Origin of the sequence: Paraburkholderia bryophila, assembly GCF_003269035.1 — a bacterium.
GTDB lineage: Bacteria > Pseudomonadota > Gammaproteobacteria > Burkholderiales > Burkholderiaceae > Paraburkholderia > Paraburkholderia bryophila.
The window spans coordinates 59,654-79,316 of record NZ_QLTK01000002.1 but is presented as its reverse complement, the minus strand read 5'-3'; the positions used below and the strand labels follow the sequence as shown (position 1 = coordinate 79,316).

The 19,663-nt window shown below is 62.0% G+C and carries 20 protein-coding genes and 1 other RNA gene; 7 read left to right on the top strand and 14 right to left on the bottom strand.

Going from position 1 to position 19,663, the window contains the following annotated elements; all coding sequences use genetic code 11:
* Positions 1–45: 45 nt before the first annotated feature.
* From purH to ruvB, 4 genes are all read left to right on the top strand, one after another.
* Positions 46–1,611, top strand: coding sequence for a bifunctional phosphoribosylaminoimidazolecarboxamide formyltransferase/IMP cyclohydrolase (gene purH, locus BX591_RS03880; protein ID WP_111929431.1), 1,566 nt, complete (start codon positions 46–48; stop codon positions 1,609–1,611).
* A 272-nt stretch (positions 1,612–1,883) separates the two neighbouring features.
* A complete protein-coding gene (ruvC, locus tag BX591_RS03875; RefSeq protein ID WP_111929430.1) occupies positions 1,884–2,426 on the top strand; it encodes a crossover junction endodeoxyribonuclease RuvC in 543 nt (180 codons plus the stop codon).
* Positions 2,427–2,547: 121 nt separating this feature from the next.
* On the top strand, positions 2,548–3,129 hold the full coding sequence (gene ruvA / locus BX591_RS03870) for a Holliday junction branch migration protein RuvA (protein ID WP_111929429.1): 582 nt from the start codon (positions 2,548–2,550) through the stop codon (positions 3,127–3,129).
* A gap of 121 nt (positions 3,130–3,250) precedes the next feature.
* Positions 3,251–4,315: a Holliday junction branch migration DNA helicase RuvB gene (gene ruvB / locus BX591_RS03865; protein ID WP_111929428.1), complete on the top strand. Its 1,065-nt coding sequence runs from the start codon at positions 3,251–3,253 to the stop codon at positions 4,313–4,315.
* 140 nt (positions 4,316–4,455) lie between these two features.
* Here ruvB and BX591_RS03860 read toward each other — a convergent pair whose 3' ends face one another.
* The 3 genes from BX591_RS03860 to tyrS all read right to left on the bottom strand — a co-directional run bounded on the left by BX591_RS03860 (position 4,456) and on the right by tyrS (position 7,032).
* Positions 4,456–5,127 (bottom strand): histidine phosphatase family protein, encoded by a 672-nt coding sequence (locus BX591_RS03860; RefSeq protein WP_111929427.1) that lies wholly within the window; start codon positions 5,125–5,127, stop codon positions 4,456–4,458.
* A 121-nt stretch (positions 5,128–5,248) separates the two neighbouring features.
* Complete coding sequence (gene dtd, locus BX591_RS03855) at positions 5,249–5,707, bottom strand: D-aminoacyl-tRNA deacylase (protein ID WP_111929426.1); 459 nt, start codon at positions 5,705–5,707, stop codon at positions 5,249–5,251.
* Between the two features lie 74 nt (positions 5,708–5,781).
* The gene (tyrS, locus tag BX591_RS03850; protein ID WP_111929425.1) at positions 5,782–7,032 is read right to left on the bottom strand and encodes a tyrosine--tRNA ligase; all 1,251 of its coding nucleotides are present in this window, start codon (positions 7,030–7,032) and stop codon (positions 5,782–5,784) included.
* A 217-nt stretch (positions 7,033–7,249) separates the two neighbouring features.
* Between tyrS and BX591_RS03845 the strand changes: the two genes are divergently transcribed.
* Positions 7,250–8,380, top strand: coding sequence for an anhydro-N-acetylmuramic acid kinase (locus tag BX591_RS03845; RefSeq protein ID WP_111929424.1), 1,131 nt, complete (start codon positions 7,250–7,252; stop codon positions 8,378–8,380).
* A 108-nt stretch (positions 8,381–8,488) separates the two neighbouring features.
* Here the strand turns inward: BX591_RS03845 and erpA are convergent, their stop codons facing one another.
* From erpA to rplM, 3 genes are all read right to left on the bottom strand, one after another.
* Positions 8,489–8,854, bottom strand: a complete 366-nt coding sequence (gene erpA / locus BX591_RS03840; protein ID WP_035548542.1) for an iron-sulfur cluster insertion protein ErpA — start codon at positions 8,852–8,854, stop codon at positions 8,489–8,491.
* Between the two features lie 205 nt (positions 8,855–9,059).
* On the bottom strand, positions 9,060–9,452 hold the full coding sequence (rpsI, locus tag BX591_RS03835; protein WP_111929423.1) for a 30S ribosomal protein S9: 393 nt from the start codon (positions 9,450–9,452) through the stop codon (positions 9,060–9,062).
* An 11-nt stretch (positions 9,453–9,463) separates the two neighbouring features.
* The gene (rplM, locus tag BX591_RS03830) at positions 9,464–9,892 is read right to left on the bottom strand and encodes a 50S ribosomal protein L13 (protein ID WP_020069304.1); all 429 of its coding nucleotides are present in this window, start codon (positions 9,890–9,892) and stop codon (positions 9,464–9,466) included.
* 689 nt (positions 9,893–10,581) lie between these two features.
* Here rplM and BX591_RS03825 point away from each other — a divergent pair.
* Positions 10,582–11,004 (top strand): OsmC family protein, encoded by a 423-nt coding sequence (locus BX591_RS03825; RefSeq protein WP_035549512.1) that lies wholly within the window; start codon positions 10,582–10,584, stop codon positions 11,002–11,004.
* A 133-nt stretch (positions 11,005–11,137) separates the two neighbouring features.
* On the opposite strand, the gene rnpB is transcribed toward BX591_RS03825, so the two are convergent.
* From rnpB to pyrC, 3 genes are all read right to left on the bottom strand, one after another.
* An RNA gene (rnpB, locus tag BX591_RS03820) (RNase P RNA component class A) lies at positions 11,138–11,551 on the bottom strand.
* Positions 11,552–11,707: 156 nt separating this feature from the next.
* Positions 11,708–12,484, bottom strand: a complete 777-nt coding sequence (locus BX591_RS03815; RefSeq protein WP_111929888.1) for a DUF3025 domain-containing protein — start codon at positions 12,482–12,484, stop codon at positions 11,708–11,710.
* A gap of 71 nt (positions 12,485–12,555) precedes the next feature.
* Positions 12,556–13,617, bottom strand: coding sequence for a dihydroorotase (pyrC, locus tag BX591_RS03810; RefSeq protein ID WP_111929422.1), 1,062 nt, complete (start codon positions 13,615–13,617; stop codon positions 12,556–12,558).
* A 165-nt stretch (positions 13,618–13,782) separates the two neighbouring features.
* On the opposite strand from pyrC, the gene BX591_RS03805 reads away from it, so the two are divergent.
* A complete protein-coding gene (locus BX591_RS03805; protein WP_111929421.1) occupies positions 13,783–14,724 on the top strand; it encodes a class II glutamine amidotransferase in 942 nt (313 codons plus the stop codon).
* A gap of 136 nt (positions 14,725–14,860) precedes the next feature.
* On the opposite strand, the gene BX591_RS03800 is transcribed toward BX591_RS03805, so the two are convergent.
* The 5 genes from BX591_RS03800 to BX591_RS03780 all read right to left on the bottom strand — a co-directional run bounded on the left by BX591_RS03800 (position 14,861) and on the right by BX591_RS03780 (position 19,583).
* Entirely contained in the window at positions 14,861–15,586 is a 726-nt protein-coding gene (locus BX591_RS03800) for an amino acid ABC transporter ATP-binding protein (protein WP_007180417.1), read from the bottom strand.
* Positions 15,583–16,260, bottom strand: a complete 678-nt coding sequence (gene gltK, locus BX591_RS03795) for a glutamate/aspartate ABC transporter permease GltK (RefSeq protein ID WP_111929420.1) — start codon at positions 16,258–16,260, stop codon at positions 15,583–15,585. Before gltK ends, BX591_RS03800 begins: the two co-directional genes overlap by 4 nt.
* Positions 16,260–17,000, bottom strand: coding sequence for an amino acid ABC transporter permease (locus BX591_RS03790; protein WP_111929419.1), 741 nt, complete (start codon positions 16,998–17,000; stop codon positions 16,260–16,262). The genes gltK and BX591_RS03790 overlap by 1 nt, the downstream gene beginning before the upstream one ends.
* Before the next feature lie 82 nt (positions 17,001–17,082).
* Positions 17,083–17,976 (bottom strand): glutamate/aspartate ABC transporter substrate-binding protein, encoded by an 894-nt coding sequence (locus BX591_RS03785; protein WP_111929418.1) that lies wholly within the window; start codon positions 17,974–17,976, stop codon positions 17,083–17,085.
* Positions 17,977–18,269: 293 nt separating this feature from the next.
* Complete coding sequence (locus tag BX591_RS03780; RefSeq protein WP_111929417.1) at positions 18,270–19,583, bottom strand: Glu/Leu/Phe/Val family dehydrogenase; 1,314 nt, start codon at positions 19,581–19,583, stop codon at positions 18,270–18,272.
* Between the last annotated feature and the right edge of the window lie 80 nt (positions 19,584–19,663).

Here is a 19,663-nt window from a genome sequence, read left to right as displayed (position 1 = left end):
TTTTTCGCGCCCTGCCACGTTTCCCTTCGGCTTTTCGTCTTCATCATGATCAAGCAAGCGCTCATCTCCGTTTCCGACAAGTCCGGCATCGTCGACTTCGCCAAGTCGCTGTCCGACCTCGGCGTCAAGCTCCTGTCGACCGGCGGCACCGCGAAACTGCTCGCGGACGCAGGTCTGCCCGTCACCGAAGTCGCCGATTACACGGGCTTCCCGGAAATGCTCGATGGGCGCGTGAAAACGCTGCATCCGAAGGTACACGGCGGCATTCTGGCGCGCCGCGACCTGCCGGAACATATGGCCGCGCTTGAAAAGCACGACATTCCGACCATCGACCTGCTGGTCGTGAACCTGTACCCGTTCGTGCAGACCGTGTCGAAAGAAGCGTGCTCGCTGGAAGACGCGATCGAGAACATCGACATTGGCGGCCCGACCATGCTGCGTTCGGCGGCGAAGAATCACCGCGACGTGACGGTGGTGGTCGATCCGACCGACTACGCGGTCGTGCTCGACGAAATGCGCGCGAACAGCAACGCGGTGTCGTACAAGACGAATTTCCGCCTCGCCACCAAGGTATTCGCGCACACCGCGCAGTACGACGGCGCGATCACGAACTACCTGACCAGCCTGACCGACGAATTGCAACACGCGTCGCGCAACACGTACCCGGCTACGTTCAATCTGGCGTTCGACAAGGTGCAGGACCTGCGCTACGGCGAAAACCCGCACCAGAGCGCGGCGTTCTACCGCGATCTGTCGGTACCCGCCGGCGCGTTGGCGAACTACAGCCAGTTGCAGGGCAAGGAACTGTCGTACAACAACATTGCGGATTCCGACGCGGCGTGGGAATGCGTAAAGACGTTCGACGTGCCGGCGTGCGTGATCGTCAAGCACGCGAACCCGTGCGGCGTGGCGATCGGCGCGGATGCGCACGAATCGTACGCGAAGGCGCTGCAGACCGATCCGACGTCGGCGTTCGGCGGCATCATCGCGTTCAACCGCGAAGTGGATGAAGCGGCGGCGCAAGCGGTGGCCAAGCAGTTCGTCGAAGTGCTGATCGCGCCGTCGTTCAGCGCGGCGGCGCGCCAGGTGTTTGCGGCGAAGCAGAACGTGCGCCTGCTGGAAATCGCCTTGGGCGACGGCCACAACGCGTTCGATCTGAAGCGCGTGGGCGGCGGCCTGCTGGTGCAATCGCTCGATTCGAAGAACGTCCAGCCGCACGAATTGCGTGTGGTCACGAAGCGTCACCCGACGCCGAAGGAAATGGACGACCTGCTGTTCGCATGGCGCGTGGCGAAGTACGTGAAGTCGAACGCAATCGTGTTCTGCGGCAACGGCATGACGCTGGGCGTCGGCGCCGGCCAGATGAGCCGCGTGGACTCGGCGCGAATCGCCAGCATCAAGGCGCAGAACGCCGGTTTGACGCTGACGGGTTCGGCAGTGGCTTCGGACGCGTTCTTCCCGTTCCGCGACGGTCTGGATGTGGTGGTGGCCGCGGGCGCGACCTGTGTGATCCAACCGGGCGGCTCGATGCGCGACGACGAAGTGGTCGGCGCGGCGGACGAGCACAACATCGCGATGGTGTTGACCGGTGTGCGTCACTTCCGGCATTGATGTTTGGGCTGGTCTGACGGTGGTGCCGGCGGCCTGGTAGGCTCGCGGTAAGGCAAGTCGCCTTTGATGACCAGCGCAAATTCAGTGAAACGGCCCGGCGGGTTTCCCGCCGGGCCGTTTTCTTTTGTCTCCACGAATGCGATCGCGGCCTTGCCGCTGAACCGCACAAGCAGCCGCATTTATTCCGCCGATCTCGCCGCCCGCCGGCCGTCACGCGGCGCGCGTGTTGTAGTATCGCAAGCACCTGGTTTTTACGGCATTTGCGGCACCTCATGAGAATTCTCGGCATCGACCCCGGCTTGCGCGTGACCGGCTTCGGCGTGATCGATCAAAGCGGCCACACGCTCAGTTACGTTGCAAGCGGCGTCATCAAAACCGCCGACGCCGATCTGCCCTCGCGTCTGGGCACCATTTTCGAAGGCATCTCGACGCTGATTCGCCAGCACTCGCCCGATCAGTCGGCGATCGAAAAAGTGTTCGTCAACGTCAACCCGCAGTCCACCCTGCTACTCGGCCAGGCGCGCGGCGCGGCGATTTGCGGACTGGTCGCAGGCGGTGTGCCGGTGGCCGAATACACCGCGCTGCAATTGAAGCAGGCCGTGGTGGGCTACGGCCGCGCCACCAAAGAGCAGATGCAGCAGATGGTGGTGCAGCTGCTGAACCTCTCGGGCGTGCCCGGCACCGACGCCGCCGACGCGCTCGGCATGGCGATCTGCCATGCGCACAGCGGCACGACGCTGAGTACGCTGGGCGGTATTGCACCGGCGCTCGCGAAGAAGGGCTTGCGCGTGAGACGTGGGCGGTTGGTGGGCTAGGGGCGCCGCCGCTCGCCAGCGGTTGCCAGTCGTCATTGGCGCCGCACGCTTGTGCTTACCGCATCGCGCGCGCCCCACGCGCTGCGCTACACTCGCCCTTTCTCTCGAAATCGAATCCGCCATGATCGGTCGCATTGCCGGCGTTCTGCTGGAAAAAAACCCGCCGCATCTGCTCGTCGACTGCAACGGCGTCGGCTATGAAGTCGATGTGCCGATGAGCACGTTCTACAACCTGCCCTCGACCGGCGAACGCGTCGTGCTCCTCACGCAGATGATCGTGCGTGAAGACGCGCATCTGCTGTACGGCTTCGGTACCGCCGAAGAACGCGCCACCTTCCGCGAACTGCTGAAGATCACTGGCATCGGCGCACGCATGGCGCTCGCGGTGCTGTCCGGCATGAGCGTGCACGAACTGGCGCAGACCGTGACAATGCAGGACGCCGCTCGCCTCACCCGCGTGCCGGGCATCGGCAAGAAGACGGCGGAGCGCCTGCTGCTCGAACTGAAGGGCAAGCTCGGCGCCGACCTTGGCGCGATGGCAGGTGCGGCGTCGGCCTCCGACCACGCCTCCGATATCCTGAACGCCCTGCTCGCCTTGGGTTACTCCGAAAAAGAAGCGTTGGCGGCCGTCAAGAACGTGCCGGCCGGCACCGGCGTTTCCGAAGGTATCAAGCTCGCGCTAAAAGCGTTGTCCAAAGGCTGACGCTGCGCTCTGGACGCAGGCCTTGCATGCGACCGGTACAGCTTCGCACAGACCATGGGCTTAGCGCACCCTGGCCGTTCGGCCGGGTTTCGCAACGAGGCCAGCGCGGTACAATGGCCAGATGATCGAAACCGACAAACTTGCCGCCGAGCGCATCATCGCGGCCACGCCCGTCTCGTCGAACGAAGAAGCGTTCGAGCGCGCGTTGCGTCCGCGCCAGCTCGACGAATACGTCGGCCAGGAAAAAGTGCGCGGCCAGTTGGAAATCTTCATCGAGGCCGCCAAGCGCCGTTCCGAATCGCTCGACCACGTTTTGATATTCGGACCGCCGGGCCTCGGCAAGACCACGCTCGCGCACATCATCGCGCGGGAAATGGGTGTCAATCTGCGGCAAACGTCCGGGCCGGTGCTCGAACGCGCCGGCGATCTGGCCGCGCTACTCACCAATCTCGAAGCCAACGACGTGTTATTCATCGACGAAATCCACCGGCTCTCGCCGGTCGTCGAAGAAATTCTGTACCCGGCGTTGGAGGATTATCAGATCGACATCATGATCGGCGAAGGGCCGGCCGCGCGCAGCGTGAAGCTGGACCTGCAGCCGTTCACGCTGGTTGGCGCGACCACGCGCGCCGGTATGCTGACCAACCCGCTGCGCGACCGTTTCGGGATCGTCGCGCGGCTCGAGTTCTATAACGCCGAGGAACTGGCTCGCATCGTCACGCGTTCGGCGTCATTGCTCAAGGCTCAGATTCACCCCGACGGCGCGTTCGAAATCGCCAGGCGCGCACGCGGCACGCCGCGGATCGCGAACCGCCTGCTGCGTCGCGTGCGTGACTTCGCCGAGGTGAAAGCCGACGGCAACATCACCGCGCAAGTGGCCGACGCCGCACTGAAAATGCTCGACGTCGACGCGGTCGGCTTCGACCTGATGGACCGCAAGCTGCTCGAAGCGATTCTGCACAAGTTCGACGGCGGCCCAGTCGGCATCGACAACCTGGCGGCGGCGATCGGCGAAGAGCGCGACACGATCGAAGACGTGCTCGAACCGTATCTGATTCAGCAAGGCTTTCTGCAGCGCACACCGCGCGGCCGCGTCGCCACGATGCTCACGTACCGGCATTTCGGGCTGGCCACGCCGGATTCGTCGAGCCCGTTGCCGGGTATCTGGAATTCGGCTGCAACCTGAGTTCGGGCCGGACCGTGCGAGTTCGGCGCCGAGTGTCCGGCCACGCTTGCCAGGCGCACTGTCGCAAGACTGCACAGCAAGCATGAGCGAGGCGCCCCCCCCTTGAGCAAGCATTGCCGCGCGCTGCTGCGATCTGACGCTTAACGCCCCGGCTCCGGGACCTTCTTGAACGTGTCGTCCGAACTCTGCCCGTCGAGATGCGACACGTCCGCCCACGACACGATCGTCGCGCGGCCGTTATCGAAATTCACCACATTCACGCTGGTATTGAGCAGCGCGTAATCACGCGGCGCGTCGAGCGGCAAATCGCAGGCGAAACGGCGCACGCAATCCAGCACGCCACCATGCGCGACACAGGCAATCCGTCCACCCGGATGCGCGGCGACCAGCGGTTCGATTGCATGCAACACGCGATGGTAAAGCGTGCGTTGCGATTCGCCCTCTGGCGGCGCGAAGCCGGCGTCACGCGTTTGCCAGTGTGCGTATTCATCGGGGAAACGCAGCGCGATCTCGTCGCTGTCATGGCCCTGGAACGCGCCGTATGAACGCTCGCGCAAAGCTTCGCGAAGCTGCAGCGGCAAGCCGAGGGCGTCGGCGATCGGCTGCGCGGTTTGCTGCGCGCGCTGCAGGTCGCTCGAATAGATCGCGTCGAGCCGCGCGCCCTGCTTCGCCTCGTCGGCCATGCGGCGCGCGAGACGTTGCGCCTGGGCCAGACCCGTTGTAGCCAGTGGAATGTCGATGTGACCTTGAATGCGCTTGATGCGGTTCCAATCGGTCTCGCCGTGCCGGATGAACAGAATCTGCGTGGTCATGGAATGAAAGTGGGCGCCATTCGCCGGTTATGCCGAACCGCTATTGTCGCAAAAAGCGGCTGGAGGGAGAGGCGAACGCAAGCGCGCCGCCGTGTTGCTACTGACGGAAACCGCTGGCAAATCAGGCGTTGGTCTGCAGCCAGAACGTGACCGGGCCGTCGTTGACGAGCGACACCTGCATATCGGCGCCGAATTCGCCGGTCTCGACGACCGGATGTTTACCGCGCGCAGCGGCAACGAAGTAATCGAACAGGCGCTTGCCCTCGTCGGGCGGCGCGGCCGGCGTGAAGCTGGGGCGCAGGCCGCTGTTGGTGTCCGCGGCCAGCGTGAACTGCGACACGAGTAGCAAGCCGCCGGCGCGTCCGGCGCCGTCCAGATTCTGCACGGAGAGATTCATCTTGCCGGCCGCGTCGCTAAACACGCGGTAGCCGAGCACCTTGGCGAGCAGCCGGTCAGCGGCGGCCTCGGTGTCGCCGCGTTCGGCGCACACGAGCGCGAGCAGGCCCGCTTCGATCGCGCCGGTCACACGGTCGGCCACGCGCACTTCCGCGCGCCGCACGCGTTGGATCAGCGCGATCATCGGCGCGGCTCCGACTTCGATTCTCGCTGCGGCAGCGTTCGTGTCATCGCTGAGTTATCCCTGATCGCTCGCGATCAGGCCGTCAGCGTGACGCGTGCAAAACGGCGCTTGCCGACCTGCACGATGTACTCGCCCGCTTCGACCTTCAGTCCCTTGTCGGACACGGTCGCGCCGTCGATCTTCACGCCGCCCTGCTCGATGTTGCGCAGCGCCTCGCTGGTCGACGGCACCAGATTCGCCTGCTTGAGCAACTGACCGATGGCGAGCGGCGCACCCGCGAGCGTCACCGCCGGGATATCGTCCGGCACGCCGCCCTTCGCGCGATGGTTAAAGTCCTCGAGCGCACGCTCGGCGTCCGCCTGCGAGTGGAAACGCGCGACGATCTCCTGACCGAGCATCACCTTGAAATCGCGCGGATTGCGGCCCGCTTCGATCTCTTTCTTAAAGCCGGCGATCTCGTCCATCGGGCGGAACGACAGCAGTTCGAAGTAACGCCACATCAACACGTCGGAAATACTCATCAGCTTGCCGAACATGTCCGTCGGCTTTTCGCTGATACCGATGTAGTTGTGCTTCGACTTCGACATCTTTTCAACGCCGTCGAGCCCTTCGAGCAGCGGCATGGTCAAGATGCACTGCTGTTCCTGACCGTACTGCTTCTGCAACTCACGGCCCACCAGCAGGTTGAACTTCTGGTCCGTGCCGCCGAGTTCGAGATCGGCGTTCAGCGCGACCGAGTCGTAGCCTTGCATCAGCGGGTACAGGAGTTCGTGGATCGAGATCGGCACGCCGCCCTGGAAGCGCTTGGTGAAATCTTCGCGCTCGAGAATACGCGCCACCGTGTAGCGCGACGCGAGCTTGATCATGCCGTCGGCGCCGAGCGGCATCGACCATTCGCTGTTGTAGCGGATCTCGGTCTTCTCGCGGTCGAGCACCAGCGCGGCCTGCTCGAAATACGTTTTCGCGTTCGATTCGATCTGTTCGCGCGTGAGCGGCGGGCGGGTGGCGTTACGGCCCGACGGATCGCCGATCAGCGAGGTGAAATCGCCGATCAGGAAGATCACCGTATGGCCGAGATCCTGCAACTGGCGCATCTTGTTCAGCACGACCGTATGGCCGATGTGGATGTCCGGCGCGGTCGGATCAAGCCCGAGCTTGATACGCAGCGGCTTGCCGGTCGCGGCGCTCTTCGCGAGTTTTTGCGCGAATTCGTCTTCGATCAGCAGTTCGTCGACGCCGCGCTTGGTGACGGCGAGCGCGTGACGGACTTCGTCGGTGAGCGGAAGGACGGCAGCGGGGGTAGGCTTGGTGGACTCGGTGCTCATGCTGGAAACTTGAAGTCGCGAAAAAAAAGAGATTGTCCCATAGATGCGCGCCGCCGCGCCCACTGACGCCGTCGCAAGCGGCCCGGCGCGGCGCGCTTTCTGCGCATTTTCTGCACGGCGGGGCCGACTGTCGGCCTCACGGCGCTTTATATTCAACCGCGCTTCGCTGGATAATCTGCTACAACCAATCGCAACGAACCTCGACAGGAGCAGCAACGTGGCGCAAGACACCGCAGACGGCGTCTACCTTGGACTGATGTCCGGCACCAGTATGGACGGCGTGGACGGTGTGGCCGTGAAATTTGCCGCAGGCAAGCAGCCGGTGGTGCTGGCCGAGGCGTTCGTGGGCTTCGCAGCCGGCCTGCGCGACGCGCTGTTCGCGCTGCAGCGGCCCGGCGACAACGAAATCGAACGCGAAGCGTTGGCGGCTAACGCGCTCGCCACCCGCTACACGGTGTGCTGCCACGAACTACTACGCGAAAGTCGCGTGTCCGCCGCGGAAGTGCGCGCGATCGGGGTACACGGGCAGACGGTGCGGCATCGGCCGGAAAAGGGTTATACGCGGCAGATCAACAACCCGGCGCTGCTCGCGGAGATGATGCATATCGACGTAATCGCCGACTTCCGCAGCCGCGACGTCGCCGCCGGCGGCCAGGGCGCGCCGCTGGTGCCGGCGTTTCACGCGACGGTGTTTGGCGCGAAAAATGAAACACGGGTGGTTTGCAATCTTGGTGGGATCAGCAACATCACGATTCTCAACGCGACGGGCGGCGTGCGCGGCTTCGACTGTGGGCCGGCGAACGCGCTGCTCGACGAGTGGGCGCAGCGCCATCTCGGCAAGCCCTTCGATGAAAACGGCCATTTTGCGGCCGCCGGCCAGGTGGATCGAACACTGCTGAACGCGTTGCTGGATGAGCCTTTCTTCTCGCAACAACCGCCTAAAAGCACCGGACGCGACCTGTTCAACCCCGAATGGCTCGACGCGAAGCTCCAGCCGTTCGGCTCGCTTGCCCCGGCCGACGTGCAGGCGACGCTCGTCGCACTGACCGCGGTGACCGTGGCGCGCGAAATCGAACGGCATGCATCGGATGCCAGAGCGGTCTATGTGTGCGGCGGCGGCGCGCGCAATCCGGAGATTATGAAGGCATTGCAGCAGGCCCTGGAGGACAGCGGTGTCAGCGGCGTCCCCGTGATGACCACCGAGGCGCTCGGCGTGCCGCCGAGCCAGGTTGAGCCGCTTGCCTTCGCGTGGCTGGCAATGCGTTGCGTGGCGCGGCTGCCGGGCAATCTGCCGGCGGTCACCGGCGCAGCCGCGGAACGCGTGCTGGGTGCGATCTACCCGCGCTGAGCCTGGCGTGAATCGGCACGACGTCGTGGCGTAGGCGTACGTGTAGGCAACAAAAAAACGAGGCCGAGGCCCCGTTTTTTTGTACAGCTCGTGCTCAGACAGCAGCCATCAAACCGAGAACGACGAGCCGCAACCACAGGTGGTCGAAGCGTTCGGGTTCTTGATGACGAACTGCGCGCCGTTGATGTCGTCCTTGTAGTCGATCTCAGCGCCAACCAGATACTGGTAGCTCATGGAATCGATCAGCAGCTGGACGCCGCTCTTGTTCATGACGGTGTCGTCTTCGTTGACGGCTTCGTCGAACGTAAAACCGTACTGAAAGCCCGAGCAGCCGCCGCCTTGCACGAACACGCGCAATTTCAGCTCCGCATTGCCTTCTTCTTCGATCAGTTGCTTGACCTTGTCAGCCGCTGCGTCGGTAAAAACGAAGGGGGCGGGCATTTCGGTCACGGGTGTTTCGGTGACTGCGTTCATTCGGACTCTCCAAAAAGCTTCTAGCCGCTATTGTAGGGCTGATCTCAATATCGTGCTTAACCCCACAGAATCAATGGGTTCTTCCCACGAAATCAGGCGGCAGCGCAACCGCCACAATAGAAAGGCGCAAAAAAAGCCGCCTTCGCGAAAGCGTTGGCGGCTTTTGCAGCGCACCGGTCCGAGAGCCGGCTCGCACTCGAAACGATTAACGCTTCGAGAATTGCTTCCGGCGACGTGCCTTGTGGAAACCGACCTTCTTACGTTCGACTTCACGAGCGTCACGCGTAACGAAGCCAGCCTTCGACAGTTCCGGCTTCAGCGTTGCGTCGTAGTCCATCAGCGCGCGGGTGATGCCGTGGCGAACCGCACCGGCTTGACCCGTCTCACCACCACCGTTCACGTTGACTTTGATGTCGAACGTGAGGCCGTGATTCGTGAGTTCCAGCGGTTGACGCACGATCATCAGCGACGTTTCGCGCGAGAAGTAATCGGCGATAGGCTTGCCGTTTACAATGATCTCGCCCTTACCAGCCTTGATGAAGACGCGTGCGACGGCGCTCTTGCGGCGGCCCGTGCCGTAATTCCAGTTACCGATCATGTGGGCTCCCCTTAGATCTCGAGCGCTTTCGGCTGTTGCGCCGAATGCGGATGCGTTGCTTCGGCGTAGACCTTCAGCTTCTTGATCATCGCGTAGCCGAGCGGGCCCTTCGGCAGCATGCCCTTGACCGCTTTCTCGAGCGCACGGCCCGGGAAGCGTTCTTGCATCTTGCCGAACGTCGTTTCATAGATACCGCCCGGGTAACCCGAGTGGCGATAGTACTTCTTGTCAGTAGCCTTGTTGCCCGTGACCTTCAGCTTGCCGGCGTTGATAACGATGATGAAATCACCGGTGTCGACGTGCGGAGTGAATTCAGGCTTGTGCTTGCCGCGAAGACGGTGTGCCACTTCGCTGGCGACACGCCCGAGAACCTTATCCGTCGCGTCAATCACGTACCATTCACGCGTAACCTCATGGGCTTTTGCGGAAAACGTCTTCATGATCGATCCAAAAAAATTGCTGCGCCCAATATGTTTTTCCTGCTTGTAGTGTGCGCATCGAGGCGCGTGCAGGCTCTCCCTGGTTCTTTCTCCGCGGGCGCGGATGCGGAAAAGCCTTGAATTATAATGGAATTTGCTACGGCAAGTCAAAACGAACGGGGGTTGGTGGAAATATCCGTCGATTTCAGGGCTGGGCCGAGGTGATTGGATGCGCTTTGGCGTCTTATCGGGTGCAAACCGGAACCATGAACGCGCAGAACGGCGGGCGAAAAAAAACCCGAACGAGCGGTTCGGGTTTAATCCACCAAAGGAGGAGGTGGAGGAGACAGCGGAGGTTGCGCAACTTCTGCAACCGATGGACCGATTATATGAGGCACCCTTGTGCGACGCAAGAACATTTGCATTATGAAATGTGATTTCACAGTGTGACAATTGCGTCACAGCAATGAAATTCTAAAAAATCCCTTATAAATCAACGACGAAAGTGAGTCTGCGCGTTGCTTCAAACAGACATCGTCTAGAGTAAAACCCCTAAAACACCCCGGGCATTCCCGAATCGGCTGAACATGCGGCAGCGCAACACGCAAGCCGTCATTGCGCATAAGTTCCGGCCAAAGTCGCTCCGGGCGAATCCGCAAACACCGGGCTACAATGCCGTCTCGATATTGCGCAGCGCGGTGGAGCACAGCATGGAATGCAAAGTAAGCTGGATGGGGCAAGACGGCATGGCGTTCGCGGCCGAAACGGGCAGCGGCCATCTGGTAGCCATGGACGGCGCGCCGGAAGGCGGCGGCCGCAATCTGGCGCCGCGTCCGATGGAAATGGTGCTGCTCGGCACGGGCGGCTGCACGGCATACGATGTCGTGATGATCCTGAAGAAAAGCCGCCAGGAAATCGCCGGCTGTTCGGTCACGCTGAAGGCTGAGCGCGCCAGCGAAGATCCGAAGGTTTTCACCAGGATTCATTTTCACTTCACCGTGACCGGCAAGAACCTGAACCCAGCCACCGTGGAACGCGCGATCAATCTGTCGCACGATAAATACTGCTCGGCGTCGATCATGATCGCGAAGACCGCAGAGTTGACGCACTCGTTCGACATCGTCGCGGGTTGAGCGCGCACTCGGCGCGGCGGTGCAGCGGGAACAAGCACCGTGGGCACTGACCGCCGACTCGGCTAGCGGGTAAAAACCGCACCGCAAAAGAAAATGCCGACGTCCTGACGGACGCCGGCATTTTTTGTTTGAGTGGCAAAGCAGGCCGATAAGCCGGATTCTGTGCACGCGCTACGTCCGAAAACGCCGCGCGCGTAGCAGTCATTCCTCTAGGCGCGCCATTACTGACGCGCTCAAGCTTCCTACCCGCAGACGTGACGGGGGCACCGCCCTGCATCTCGAAGATGCTAGCCTGCCTACTTGGAATTGCTCCGGGTGGAGGTTACCGTGCCGGTCTGCCTTGCAGCAGCCGCGGTGCGCTCTTACCGCACCGTTTCACCCTTACCTGATCCCGGCTTGCGCCGGGCCATCGGCGGTTTGCTTTCTGTTGCCCTGTTCCGCGTGTCGCCACGGATGGCCGTTAGCCATCACCCTGCCCTGTGGAGTCCGGACTTTCCTCGCCCTCCTTGGCCGAAGCCGCAGAGGCCGCGACTGCCTAGCCTGCTTTGCTGGGCCGGATTTTAACACCTGTGGGGAGGATGCCCCGCATCGGCGGTTGAAATAGCCAGGTGGACAAGGTCACAAAGGCGCGGTTTCGCCGTGTCGCCGGCCGCAAGCTCGACATCAGTCAGCTATCGCCCCGCATCGCGCCATACATTGGGGATTAACGGCTTCGTCGTCCGGAACGAAATACCGACGTGTCGTCATAGAAGCCGGGGGCTTCGTTGTCAGGCCACCAGCCCGGAATGCCAAGCACAGGAAGCGGCGCGAACATGCGACTCGTCAACGCTTCGGTGTTCATCAAAGTCGTGGCGACCGATGCGTCCAGCCATGCATTCCGCGCAACGTCGGTCCAGCCGAAATACTCGGGCGGCACGTCGACGATCCACGCGTGCCCCGTGCAGGCCTTGAACGGCGCGATCAGTTTTTCCAGCAACGCATGACCGAAGCATCGCACTTCGCAACTCGCGCCCCACGCGTCGCGCCGGGTGACCAGCAGCGTTTGCCAGTCGAAGCCTCGCAGCGCGTCGCTCAACAGTGGATCGGCGCATGCAAACAGCAACGCGTTCTCGTCGAACAAAGTCAGCGTATCGCGCACGCCGCCGCGCGTCGGCCCAACGCCCAACACGTCGATGGCCGCCGACTGCCGCGCGTTCAGCGCCGCCTTGATCCGCGGAAACGCAAACCACATGGACGCATTGAAGAAGTCGTGCAGATTGTGGCGCGTCGGCACGCAGCCGGTCGCCGAAATGTGCGCCTCGTACGCCGCGCCGGGCGGCAGGTCGTCTTGCGCAATGAACGCGAGGCGCTCGCCGCGCCCCGTGGTTTGCCCCATCAACGCGGCGTCGGCGTTCATTTCGGCGAGCAAGGCTGCGTAGCTCGTTAGCGCAGCCTGCTGCCAACGCTCGCCGCGCCCGGCAAACTGCGCAAACCACGGCATCGACCAGTCGATCCCGGCGAAGCCCGGGTGCTGAACCTCGCTCACCGGCAGCGAACTCAACGCCGGCAACTTCAGACCAGGCGCCAACCGATCGACTCGCCGCCACGCAGCGGCACCACCGGCGTATCGCCAACCGGCAACTCCGCCGGCAGCGTCCACGCCTCGCGACGCAGCGTGACCTGCTCCGCGCTGCGCGGCAGGCCGTAGAAATCCGCACCGAAGAAGCTCGCAAAGCCTTCGAGCTTATCCAGCGCGCCGGCGTTGTCGAATGCTTCCGTGTAAAGCTCGAGCGCGTGCAACGCCGTGTAGCAACCCGCGCAGCCGCACGCGTGTTCCTTCAAGCCCTTCGGATGCGGCGCGCTATCGGTGCCGAGGAAGAATCGCGCATTGCCCGAGGTCGCCGCCTCGACCAGCGCCACGCGATGCGTTTCGCGCTTCAGCACCGGCAAGCAGTAGTAATGCGGACGAATGCCGCCCAGGAAGATCGCGTTGCGGTTGTACAGCAAATGGTGCGCAGTGATCGTCGCGCCCAGCAGCCCCGGCGCCACACCGGCTTCGCGGATATAGTCGACCGCGTCTTTCGTGGTGATGTGCTCGAACACCACCTTCAGCGCCGGAAACGCGGCGCGCAGCGGCGTCATCACACGGTCGATGAACACCTTCTCGCGATCGAACAGATCGATCGACGCGTCCGTCACTTCGCCATGCACCAGCAGCGGCATGCCGACTTCCTGCATGACTTCGAGCGTCCTGGCGCACTTCATGATGTCGGTGACGCCCGCGTCCGAGTTGGTCGTCGCGCCCGCCGGATACAGCTTCACGCCATGCACGAAACCGCTTTCGCGCGCGCGGCGGATTTCGTCGGGCGGAGTGTTGTCGGTGAGATACAACGTCATCAACGGTTCGAAGTTCGCGCCTTCCGGAATCGCGGCGACGATCCGCTCGCGATACGCCGCAGCCATCGCGGTGGTCGTCACCGGCGGCTTCAGATTCGGCATGATGATCGCGCGGCCGAACTGGCGCGCGGTGTCCGGCAGAACGGCGGCCATCATGGCGCCGTCGCGAACGTGCAGGTGCCAGTCGTCCGGGCGGGCGAGCGTGATGGAGTCGATGGAAGCGTTGGATGCGGTCATGGCGAGTGGGCTCGAGGCTCAGCGAAAAAAGCTAATTGATGCGGTCAAACCGTCATTTACGGCACAAACCCACGTCAATTTTGCTATTTGGCGCTTCTGGCTCGGTGATATGCTTGGAAAATCATCATTGTAACGGCTCGCCCCGTTCACAGGCTTACCCGCAACATGTGCCAACTTCTCGGAATGAACTGCGCCGCGCCGACGGACGTCACGTTCTCGTTCACCGGCTTCGCGGCCCGCGGCGGCGTCACCGATCATCATGCCGACGGCTGGGGCATCGCCTTCTTCGAAGACAAAGCGTGCCGATTGTTCATCGACCATCAATCGTCGGCCACCTCGCCGATCGCCGAAATGGTCAAGCGCTATCCGATCAAATCGAAGAACACCATTGCGCATATTCGCAAGGCGACGCAAGGGCACATCCTGCTGGAAAACTGCCATCCGTTCATGCGCGAATTGTGGGGCCGTCACTGGATCTTCGCGCATAACGGCGACTTGAAAGACTATTCGCCGGTGTTGTCGGGCGTGTATCAACCGGTCGGCACGACCGACAGCGAACTCGCTTTCTGCGCGCTGCTCGAAGGCTTGCGCAAGGCTTTTCCCGGCGCGCAACAGCCGCCGCTCGACGAACTGTTCGCCGCGCTCGAAACCCTCACGCGCGAAATCACGCAGTTCGGCGTATTCAATTTCCTGATGTCGAACGGCCAGGCACTGTTCGCGCATTGCTCGACGCATCTGCACTACATCGTGCGGCGCTGGCCGTTTTCCACCGCGCATCTGGTCGATGCGGACGTGTCGATCGACTTCGCCAAATACACCACGCCGGAAGACCGCGTCGCGGTGATCGCGACCAAGCCGCTGACCGATAACGAAGTCTGGACTGCGTTCAAGCCGGGCGATCTGATGATGTTCCAGCACGGCGAAGTGATCGGCCGCATCAACGTGCCGGTGCCGGCTTCGGTGCTTGAAAAGCTGCGCAATCCGGCGCTGGATGCATCGGCGTCGGCCACGACGATCGCCGCGACCGACGAGACGAAAGAACCGGCCCTCGCCGAAATCGAACTCGATCTCGAAGCCGCAGACGACACGGCGGCGTTCGAGTCCTGATCGCGCCTTGGGCCCCGTTAAACCCTCGCGCTGAATAAAGTAGGAACAGAAACAGAAAAGCCGCTCCGAGGAGCGGCTTTTCTGTTTCCAGCCGAAGAAGCCGCGCGCGATCCCACCCGCGCGGCCCAACAGCAACTCAGTGCAGGATCTTCGCGAGAAAATCCTTCGCACGATCCGACTTCGGATTCGCGAAAAAGTCTTCCTTGCGGTCGTCTTCGACGATCAAACCTTTGTCCATGAAAATCACGCGGTGCGCGACCTTCTTCGCGAAGCCCATTTCATGCGTCACGCACATCATGGTCATGCCTTCCTGCGCGAGTTCGACCATCACGTCGAGCACTTCGTTGATCATTTCCGGGTCGAGCGCCGAGGTTGGCTCGTCGAACAGCATGGCAATCGGATCCATCGACAACGCACGCGCAATCGCCACCCGCTGCTGCTGACCGCCCGACAACTGCCCCGGAAACTTGTCCGCATGCGCGCGCAAGCCCACGCGATCGAGCAGCTTCAGGCCCTTCGCCGTGGCTTCGTCTTTCGAGCGGCCGAGCACCTTCACCTGCGCAAGCGTCAGGTTCTGCACGATCGACAGATGCGGAAACAGCTCGAAATGCTGGAACACCATGCCGACCTTCGAACGCAGCTTCGACAGATTGGTTTTCTTATCCGTCAGCGATTGGCCGTTGATGATGATCTCGCCCTTCTGGAACGGCTCGAGGCCGTTGACGGTCTTGATCAGCGTGGACTTGCCCGAACCCGACGGTCCGCACACCACCACCACTTCACCTTTTTTGACTTCCGTCGTGCAGTCGGTCAGCACCTGAAATTGACCGTACCACTTCGAAACATTCTTGATTGAGATCATCTTGCGACCTTTTTCTGAAGACCTTTGACGAGGCTCGACGCGATCACACAGACCACGAAGTAACATGCGCCCGCGAACAGTACCATTTCGATATTCGTACCGTCACGGTCGCCAATATTGGTAGCGGTGCGGAAGAAGTCGGCGAGGCTGATCACGTAGACGAGCGACGTATCCTGAAACAGCACGATACCTTGCGTGAGCAGCAACGGCACCATGGCGCGGAATGCCTGCGGCAGCACCACGAGACGCATGGCCTGCCAATAGTTCATGCCGAGCGCGAACGACGCGTTGACCTGCCCGCGCGGCACCGCCTGAATGCCGGCGCGGATGATCTCCGAGTAATAGGCCGCCTCGAACAGCGAGAACGCGACCATGGCCGACGCGAGACGAATGTCGATATCCGGCGACAAACCGAGCACGTTCTGCAGCACCTGCGGCACGATCAGGAAGAACCACAGCAGCACCATCACCAGCGGAATGGAGCGGAAGATCGTCACATAAGCCTTCGCGAACCACACGAAAGGCTTGAACGACGACAACCGCAACATCGCGAGAAGGGTGCCCCAGATGATACCGAACACGATCGCGATCAGCGTGATCTTGAACGTGACGACCGCGCCGGTCCACAGCGTAGGCAGTGCGCCCGGAATACCGCTCCAGTCGAAATGGTGCATTACTTGCCTCCGATATAGCCAGGCAACCGGGTTCTGGCTTCGACCCAGCGCATCAGTTGCATCACGACCAGATTGATCAGCACATAGGCCAGCGTGACCGCGATAAACGACTCATACGTTTGCGACGTGTAGTCGACCAACTGACGCGCCTGCGCGGACAGATCCAGCAGACCGATCGTCGAGGCGACCGCCGAGTTCTTGAAGATGTTCAGAAACTCGGACGTCAGCGGCGGCACGATGATCCGGTACGCGACCGGCAGCAGCACGTAGCGATACGTCTGCCATTGCGTGAAGCCCATGGCCAGACCCGCGGCGCGCTGCCCCTTGGGCAACGCGTTGATGCCCGAGCGCACCTGCTCGCAAACACGCGCGGCGGTGAACAGACCCAGACACAGAATCGACGACGAGAAGAACTGAGCGCCCGGCGGCAGTTGCTTGAACCAGTTGCCGATAGATACGGGCAGCAATTCCGGTATCACCAGGTACCAGATAAAGAACTGCACGATCAGCGGGATGTTGCGAAAAATCGCGACGTACACCGTGCCGGCGCCCGACGCCCATTTGTTCGGGACCGTACGCAGCACGCCGAAAATCGAACCGACGATCAGCGCGATCACCCATGCCGACAGCGACACGGTAATCGTCACCCAGAAGCCCGACAGCAGCCAGCCGAGGTAGGTGGTCGGCTCGCCGGTGGAGACCGGACTCAGCAGAATGCCCCAGTTCCAGTGATATGACATGACCAAGACTCCAGCAAAAAGAAACGGAAGAAGCGCGTGGCCCCTTCCGTTCCGTTCAGCGTTTCAAAAAAACAGCTAAGGTTTAGTCGATTGCCTTGTCATTCGGGCTCTTGAAGAGCGCCTTCATGTCATCGCTTTCCGGGAAGTTCAGGTTCAGGCCCTTCGGCGGAATCGGCGATTCGAACCACTTCTTGTAGATCGCGTCGGCTTCGCCCGAGGTTTCGACCTTCGCGATCGCGTCGTCCACGACCTTCTTGAATTCCGGATCGTTCTTGCGAATCATGCAGCCGTACGCTTCATGCGATTGCGGCGTGCCGACGATCACGAAGTCGGCCGGGGTGTTCGACTTGGCTCGCTCGCCCGCGAGCAGCGCGTCGTCCATCATGAACGCAGCGGCGCGGCCGGTGGAGAGCGTCAGGAACGACTCGCCATGGTCTTTCGCGCTGATGATGTTCATGCCCATGCTCTTGTCCTGGTTCATCTTGCGAAGCAGGCGCTCGGAGGTGGTGCCGGCTGTCGTCACGACCGTCTTGCCCTTCAGGTCAGCCCAGTCCTTGATGCCGGAGTCTTTCTTGGTCATCAGGCGCGTGCCGATCACGAAGATCGTGTTCGAGAACGCAGCCTGTTGCTGACGCTCGGCATTGTTGGTGGTCGAGCCGCATTCCATGTCGACGGTGCCGTTCTGCACCAGCGGAATACGGTTTTGCGACGTGACCGGCGTGAGCTTCACCTTCAGGTTCGGCATGTTCAGCTTCTGCTTGACGGCTTCCACCACCTTCAGCGCGAACTCCTGCGAGTAGCCGATGACGTTCTGCTTGTCGTCGTAATACGAGAACGGGATCGACGATTCGCGGTGCCCCAGCGAAATGACGCCCGTGTCCTTGATCTTTTTCAGCGTACCCGCGTCTTGCGCATGCGCGCCAACGGTAAACAGTCCGAGTGTCGCGAGCAGCAGCGCAGCTTTTTTAACCTTCATGTGGTGATCTCCTTGGCAAGAACCGGCGCCAGTTTAGCAAAGTAATTATTTTGAAAGTATGGCGATAAACCATGGTGTTGTGCCTACGCCGCTACGGTTTCGCGGCGCTAACGGCAGCGACGTAACGCCGCTGCCGGACATGCAAAGGCGGGCGGCATCGATACGATGCCGCCCGCCGGGTCAAACACGCCGTCTTGTGGACCGCGCTGAAGCTAACGATGTGACGCTGAAACTGAAGCTGAAACGCCCGGCGGACCCGCGAGAACGCAAGGCCGCCGTTTCACGCAGAACGATCAGGGATACAGGCCGCGCAGTTCGCGCGCTTCCAGAATCCGCTTACACGCCACGATAAACGCCGCGGTCCGCACCGACACCTTCTGCTCGCTCGACACTTGCCACACGGCGGCAAAGGCTTCGCGCATCACGCGTTCCAGACGCTGGTTGATCTCGTCTTCGGTCCAGAAGAAGCTCGAGAAGTCCTGCACCCATTCGAAGTACGACACGGTCACGCCGCCGGCATTGGCCACCACGTCCGGAATCACGAGAATGCCGCGATCGTGCAGGATGTCGTCCGCTGCCGTGGTGGTCGGGCCGTTGGCGCCTTCCACGACGATCTTCGTCTTGATCTTGCCGGCGTTCTTTTCGGTGATCTGGTTTTCCAGTGCGGCCGGAATCAGAATGTCCGATTCGACGTTCCAGAATTCTTCGTTCGTGACGGCGTCCGCTTCCGCGAAACCGCCCACGCCGCCCGTCTTCGCGACGTGCTCCAGCAGCGCCACCGCGTCGATGCCGGTCGACTTGTACAGCGAGCCGGTGTGATCCTGCACCGCCACCAGCTTCGAGCCCGCTTCCTGGAACAGACGCGCGGCAATCCCGCCGACGTTGCCGAAGCCCTGCACCGCAATGCGTGCGCCTTCGATATCGACACCGATACGGCGTGCCGCTTCGCTCGCCACCACGAACACGCCGCGGCCCGTCGCTTCACGACGGCCCAGCGAACCGCCGAGCGTGATCGGCTTGCCGGTCACGACGCCCGTGGCCGTTTGGCCCTGGTTCATGGAGTACGTGTCCATCATCCACGCCATGATCTGCTCGTTCGTGTTCACGTCCGGCGCGGGAATGTCGGTATTCGGTCCGATGATGATGCCGATTTCGCTGGTGTAGCGGCGCGTGACGCGCTCGAGCTCACCACGCGACAAGGTGCGCGGATCGACGCGGATACCGCCCTTCGCGCCGCCGTACGGCACGTTCACGGCAGCGTTCTTCACCGACATCCATGCCGACAAGGCCATCACTTCCGACAGCGTCACGTCCTGGTGATAGCGCACGCCGCCCTTGCCCGGACCGCGCGACACGTTGTGCTGCACGCGATAGCCTTCGAAATGCGCGACCGTGCCGTTATCGAGTTCGATAGGCACGTCGACGATCAGAATGCGCTTGGGGCGCTTCAGGGTTTCGAGCCAGCGGGACAAGGAGCCGAGGTACGGCGCGACGCGGTCGACCTGGCGCAGGTAGTTGCCCCACGGGCCGAGGTCGTCTTTATTCAGGTAGGAGGGAACCGACTGCAACGTTGATGCGGATTGTGCGACTTGCTGCTGGGAAGACATGAACGCTCCGGCGTTGATCGAATAGCAGCATTGTGGAAAAACGCCGATTTGAAATCCAATGCCGTTTCCTTATCCGATTA

What these genes read in the sequence shown, in the direction of transcription:
- purH (WP_111929431.1), top strand. Translation starts at nt 46, where the DNA reads ATGATCAAGCAAGCGCTCATCTCCGTTTCCGACAAGTCCGGCATCGTC.
- ruvC (WP_111929430.1), top strand. Translation starts at nt 1,884, where the DNA reads ATGAGAATTCTCGGCATCGACCCCGGCTTGCGCGTGACCGGCTTCGGC.
- ruvA (WP_111929429.1), top strand. Translation starts at nt 2,548, where the DNA reads ATGATCGGTCGCATTGCCGGCGTTCTGCTGGAAAAAAACCCGCCGCAT.
- ruvB (WP_111929428.1), top strand. Translation starts at nt 3,251, where the DNA reads ATGATCGAAACCGACAAACTTGCCGCCGAGCGCATCATCGCGGCCACG.
- BX591_RS03860 (WP_111929427.1), bottom strand. Translation starts at nt 5,127, where the DNA reads ATGACCACGCAGATTCTGTTCATCCGGCACGGCGAGACCGATTGGAAC.
- dtd (WP_111929426.1), bottom strand. Translation starts at nt 5,707, where the DNA reads ATGATCGCGCTGATCCAACGCGTGCGGCGCGCGGAAGTGCGCGTGGCC.
- tyrS (WP_111929425.1), bottom strand. Translation starts at nt 7,032, where the DNA reads ATGAGCACCGAGTCCACCAAGCCTACCCCCGCTGCCGTCCTTCCGCTC.
- erpA (WP_035548542.1), bottom strand. Translation starts at nt 8,854, where the DNA reads ATGAACGCAGTCACCGAAACACCCGTGACCGAAATGCCCGCCCCCTTC.
- rpsI (WP_111929423.1), bottom strand. Translation starts at nt 9,452, where the DNA reads ATGATCGGTAACTGGAATTACGGCACGGGCCGCCGCAAGAGCGCCGTC.
- rplM (WP_020069304.1), bottom strand. Translation starts at nt 9,892, where the DNA reads ATGAAGACGTTTTCCGCAAAAGCCCATGAGGTTACGCGTGAATGGTAC.
- BX591_RS03825 (WP_035549512.1), top strand. Translation starts at nt 10,582, where the DNA reads ATGGAATGCAAAGTAAGCTGGATGGGGCAAGACGGCATGGCGTTCGCG.
- BX591_RS03815 (WP_111929888.1), bottom strand. Translation starts at nt 12,484, where the DNA reads ATGCCGTGGTTTGCGCAGTTTGCCGGGCGCGGCGAGCGTTGGCAGCAG.
- pyrC (WP_111929422.1), bottom strand. Translation starts at nt 13,617, where the DNA reads ATGACCGCATCCAACGCTTCCATCGACTCCATCACGCTCGCCCGCCCG.
- BX591_RS03805 (WP_111929421.1), top strand. Translation starts at nt 13,783, where the DNA reads ATGTGCCAACTTCTCGGAATGAACTGCGCCGCGCCGACGGACGTCACG.
- BX591_RS03800 (WP_007180417.1), bottom strand. Translation starts at nt 15,586, where the DNA reads ATGATCTCAATCAAGAATGTTTCGAAGTGGTACGGTCAATTTCAGGTG.
- gltK (WP_111929420.1), bottom strand. Translation starts at nt 16,260, where the DNA reads ATGCACCATTTCGACTGGAGCGGTATTCCGGGCGCACTGCCTACGCTG.
- BX591_RS03790 (WP_111929419.1), bottom strand. Translation starts at nt 17,000, where the DNA reads ATGTCATATCACTGGAACTGGGGCATTCTGCTGAGTCCGGTCTCCACC.
- BX591_RS03785 (WP_111929418.1), bottom strand. Translation starts at nt 17,976, where the DNA reads ATGAAGGTTAAAAAAGCTGCGCTGCTGCTCGCGACACTCGGACTGTTT.
- BX591_RS03780 (WP_111929417.1), bottom strand. Translation starts at nt 19,583, where the DNA reads ATGTCTTCCCAGCAGCAAGTCGCACAATCCGCATCAACGTTGCAGTCG.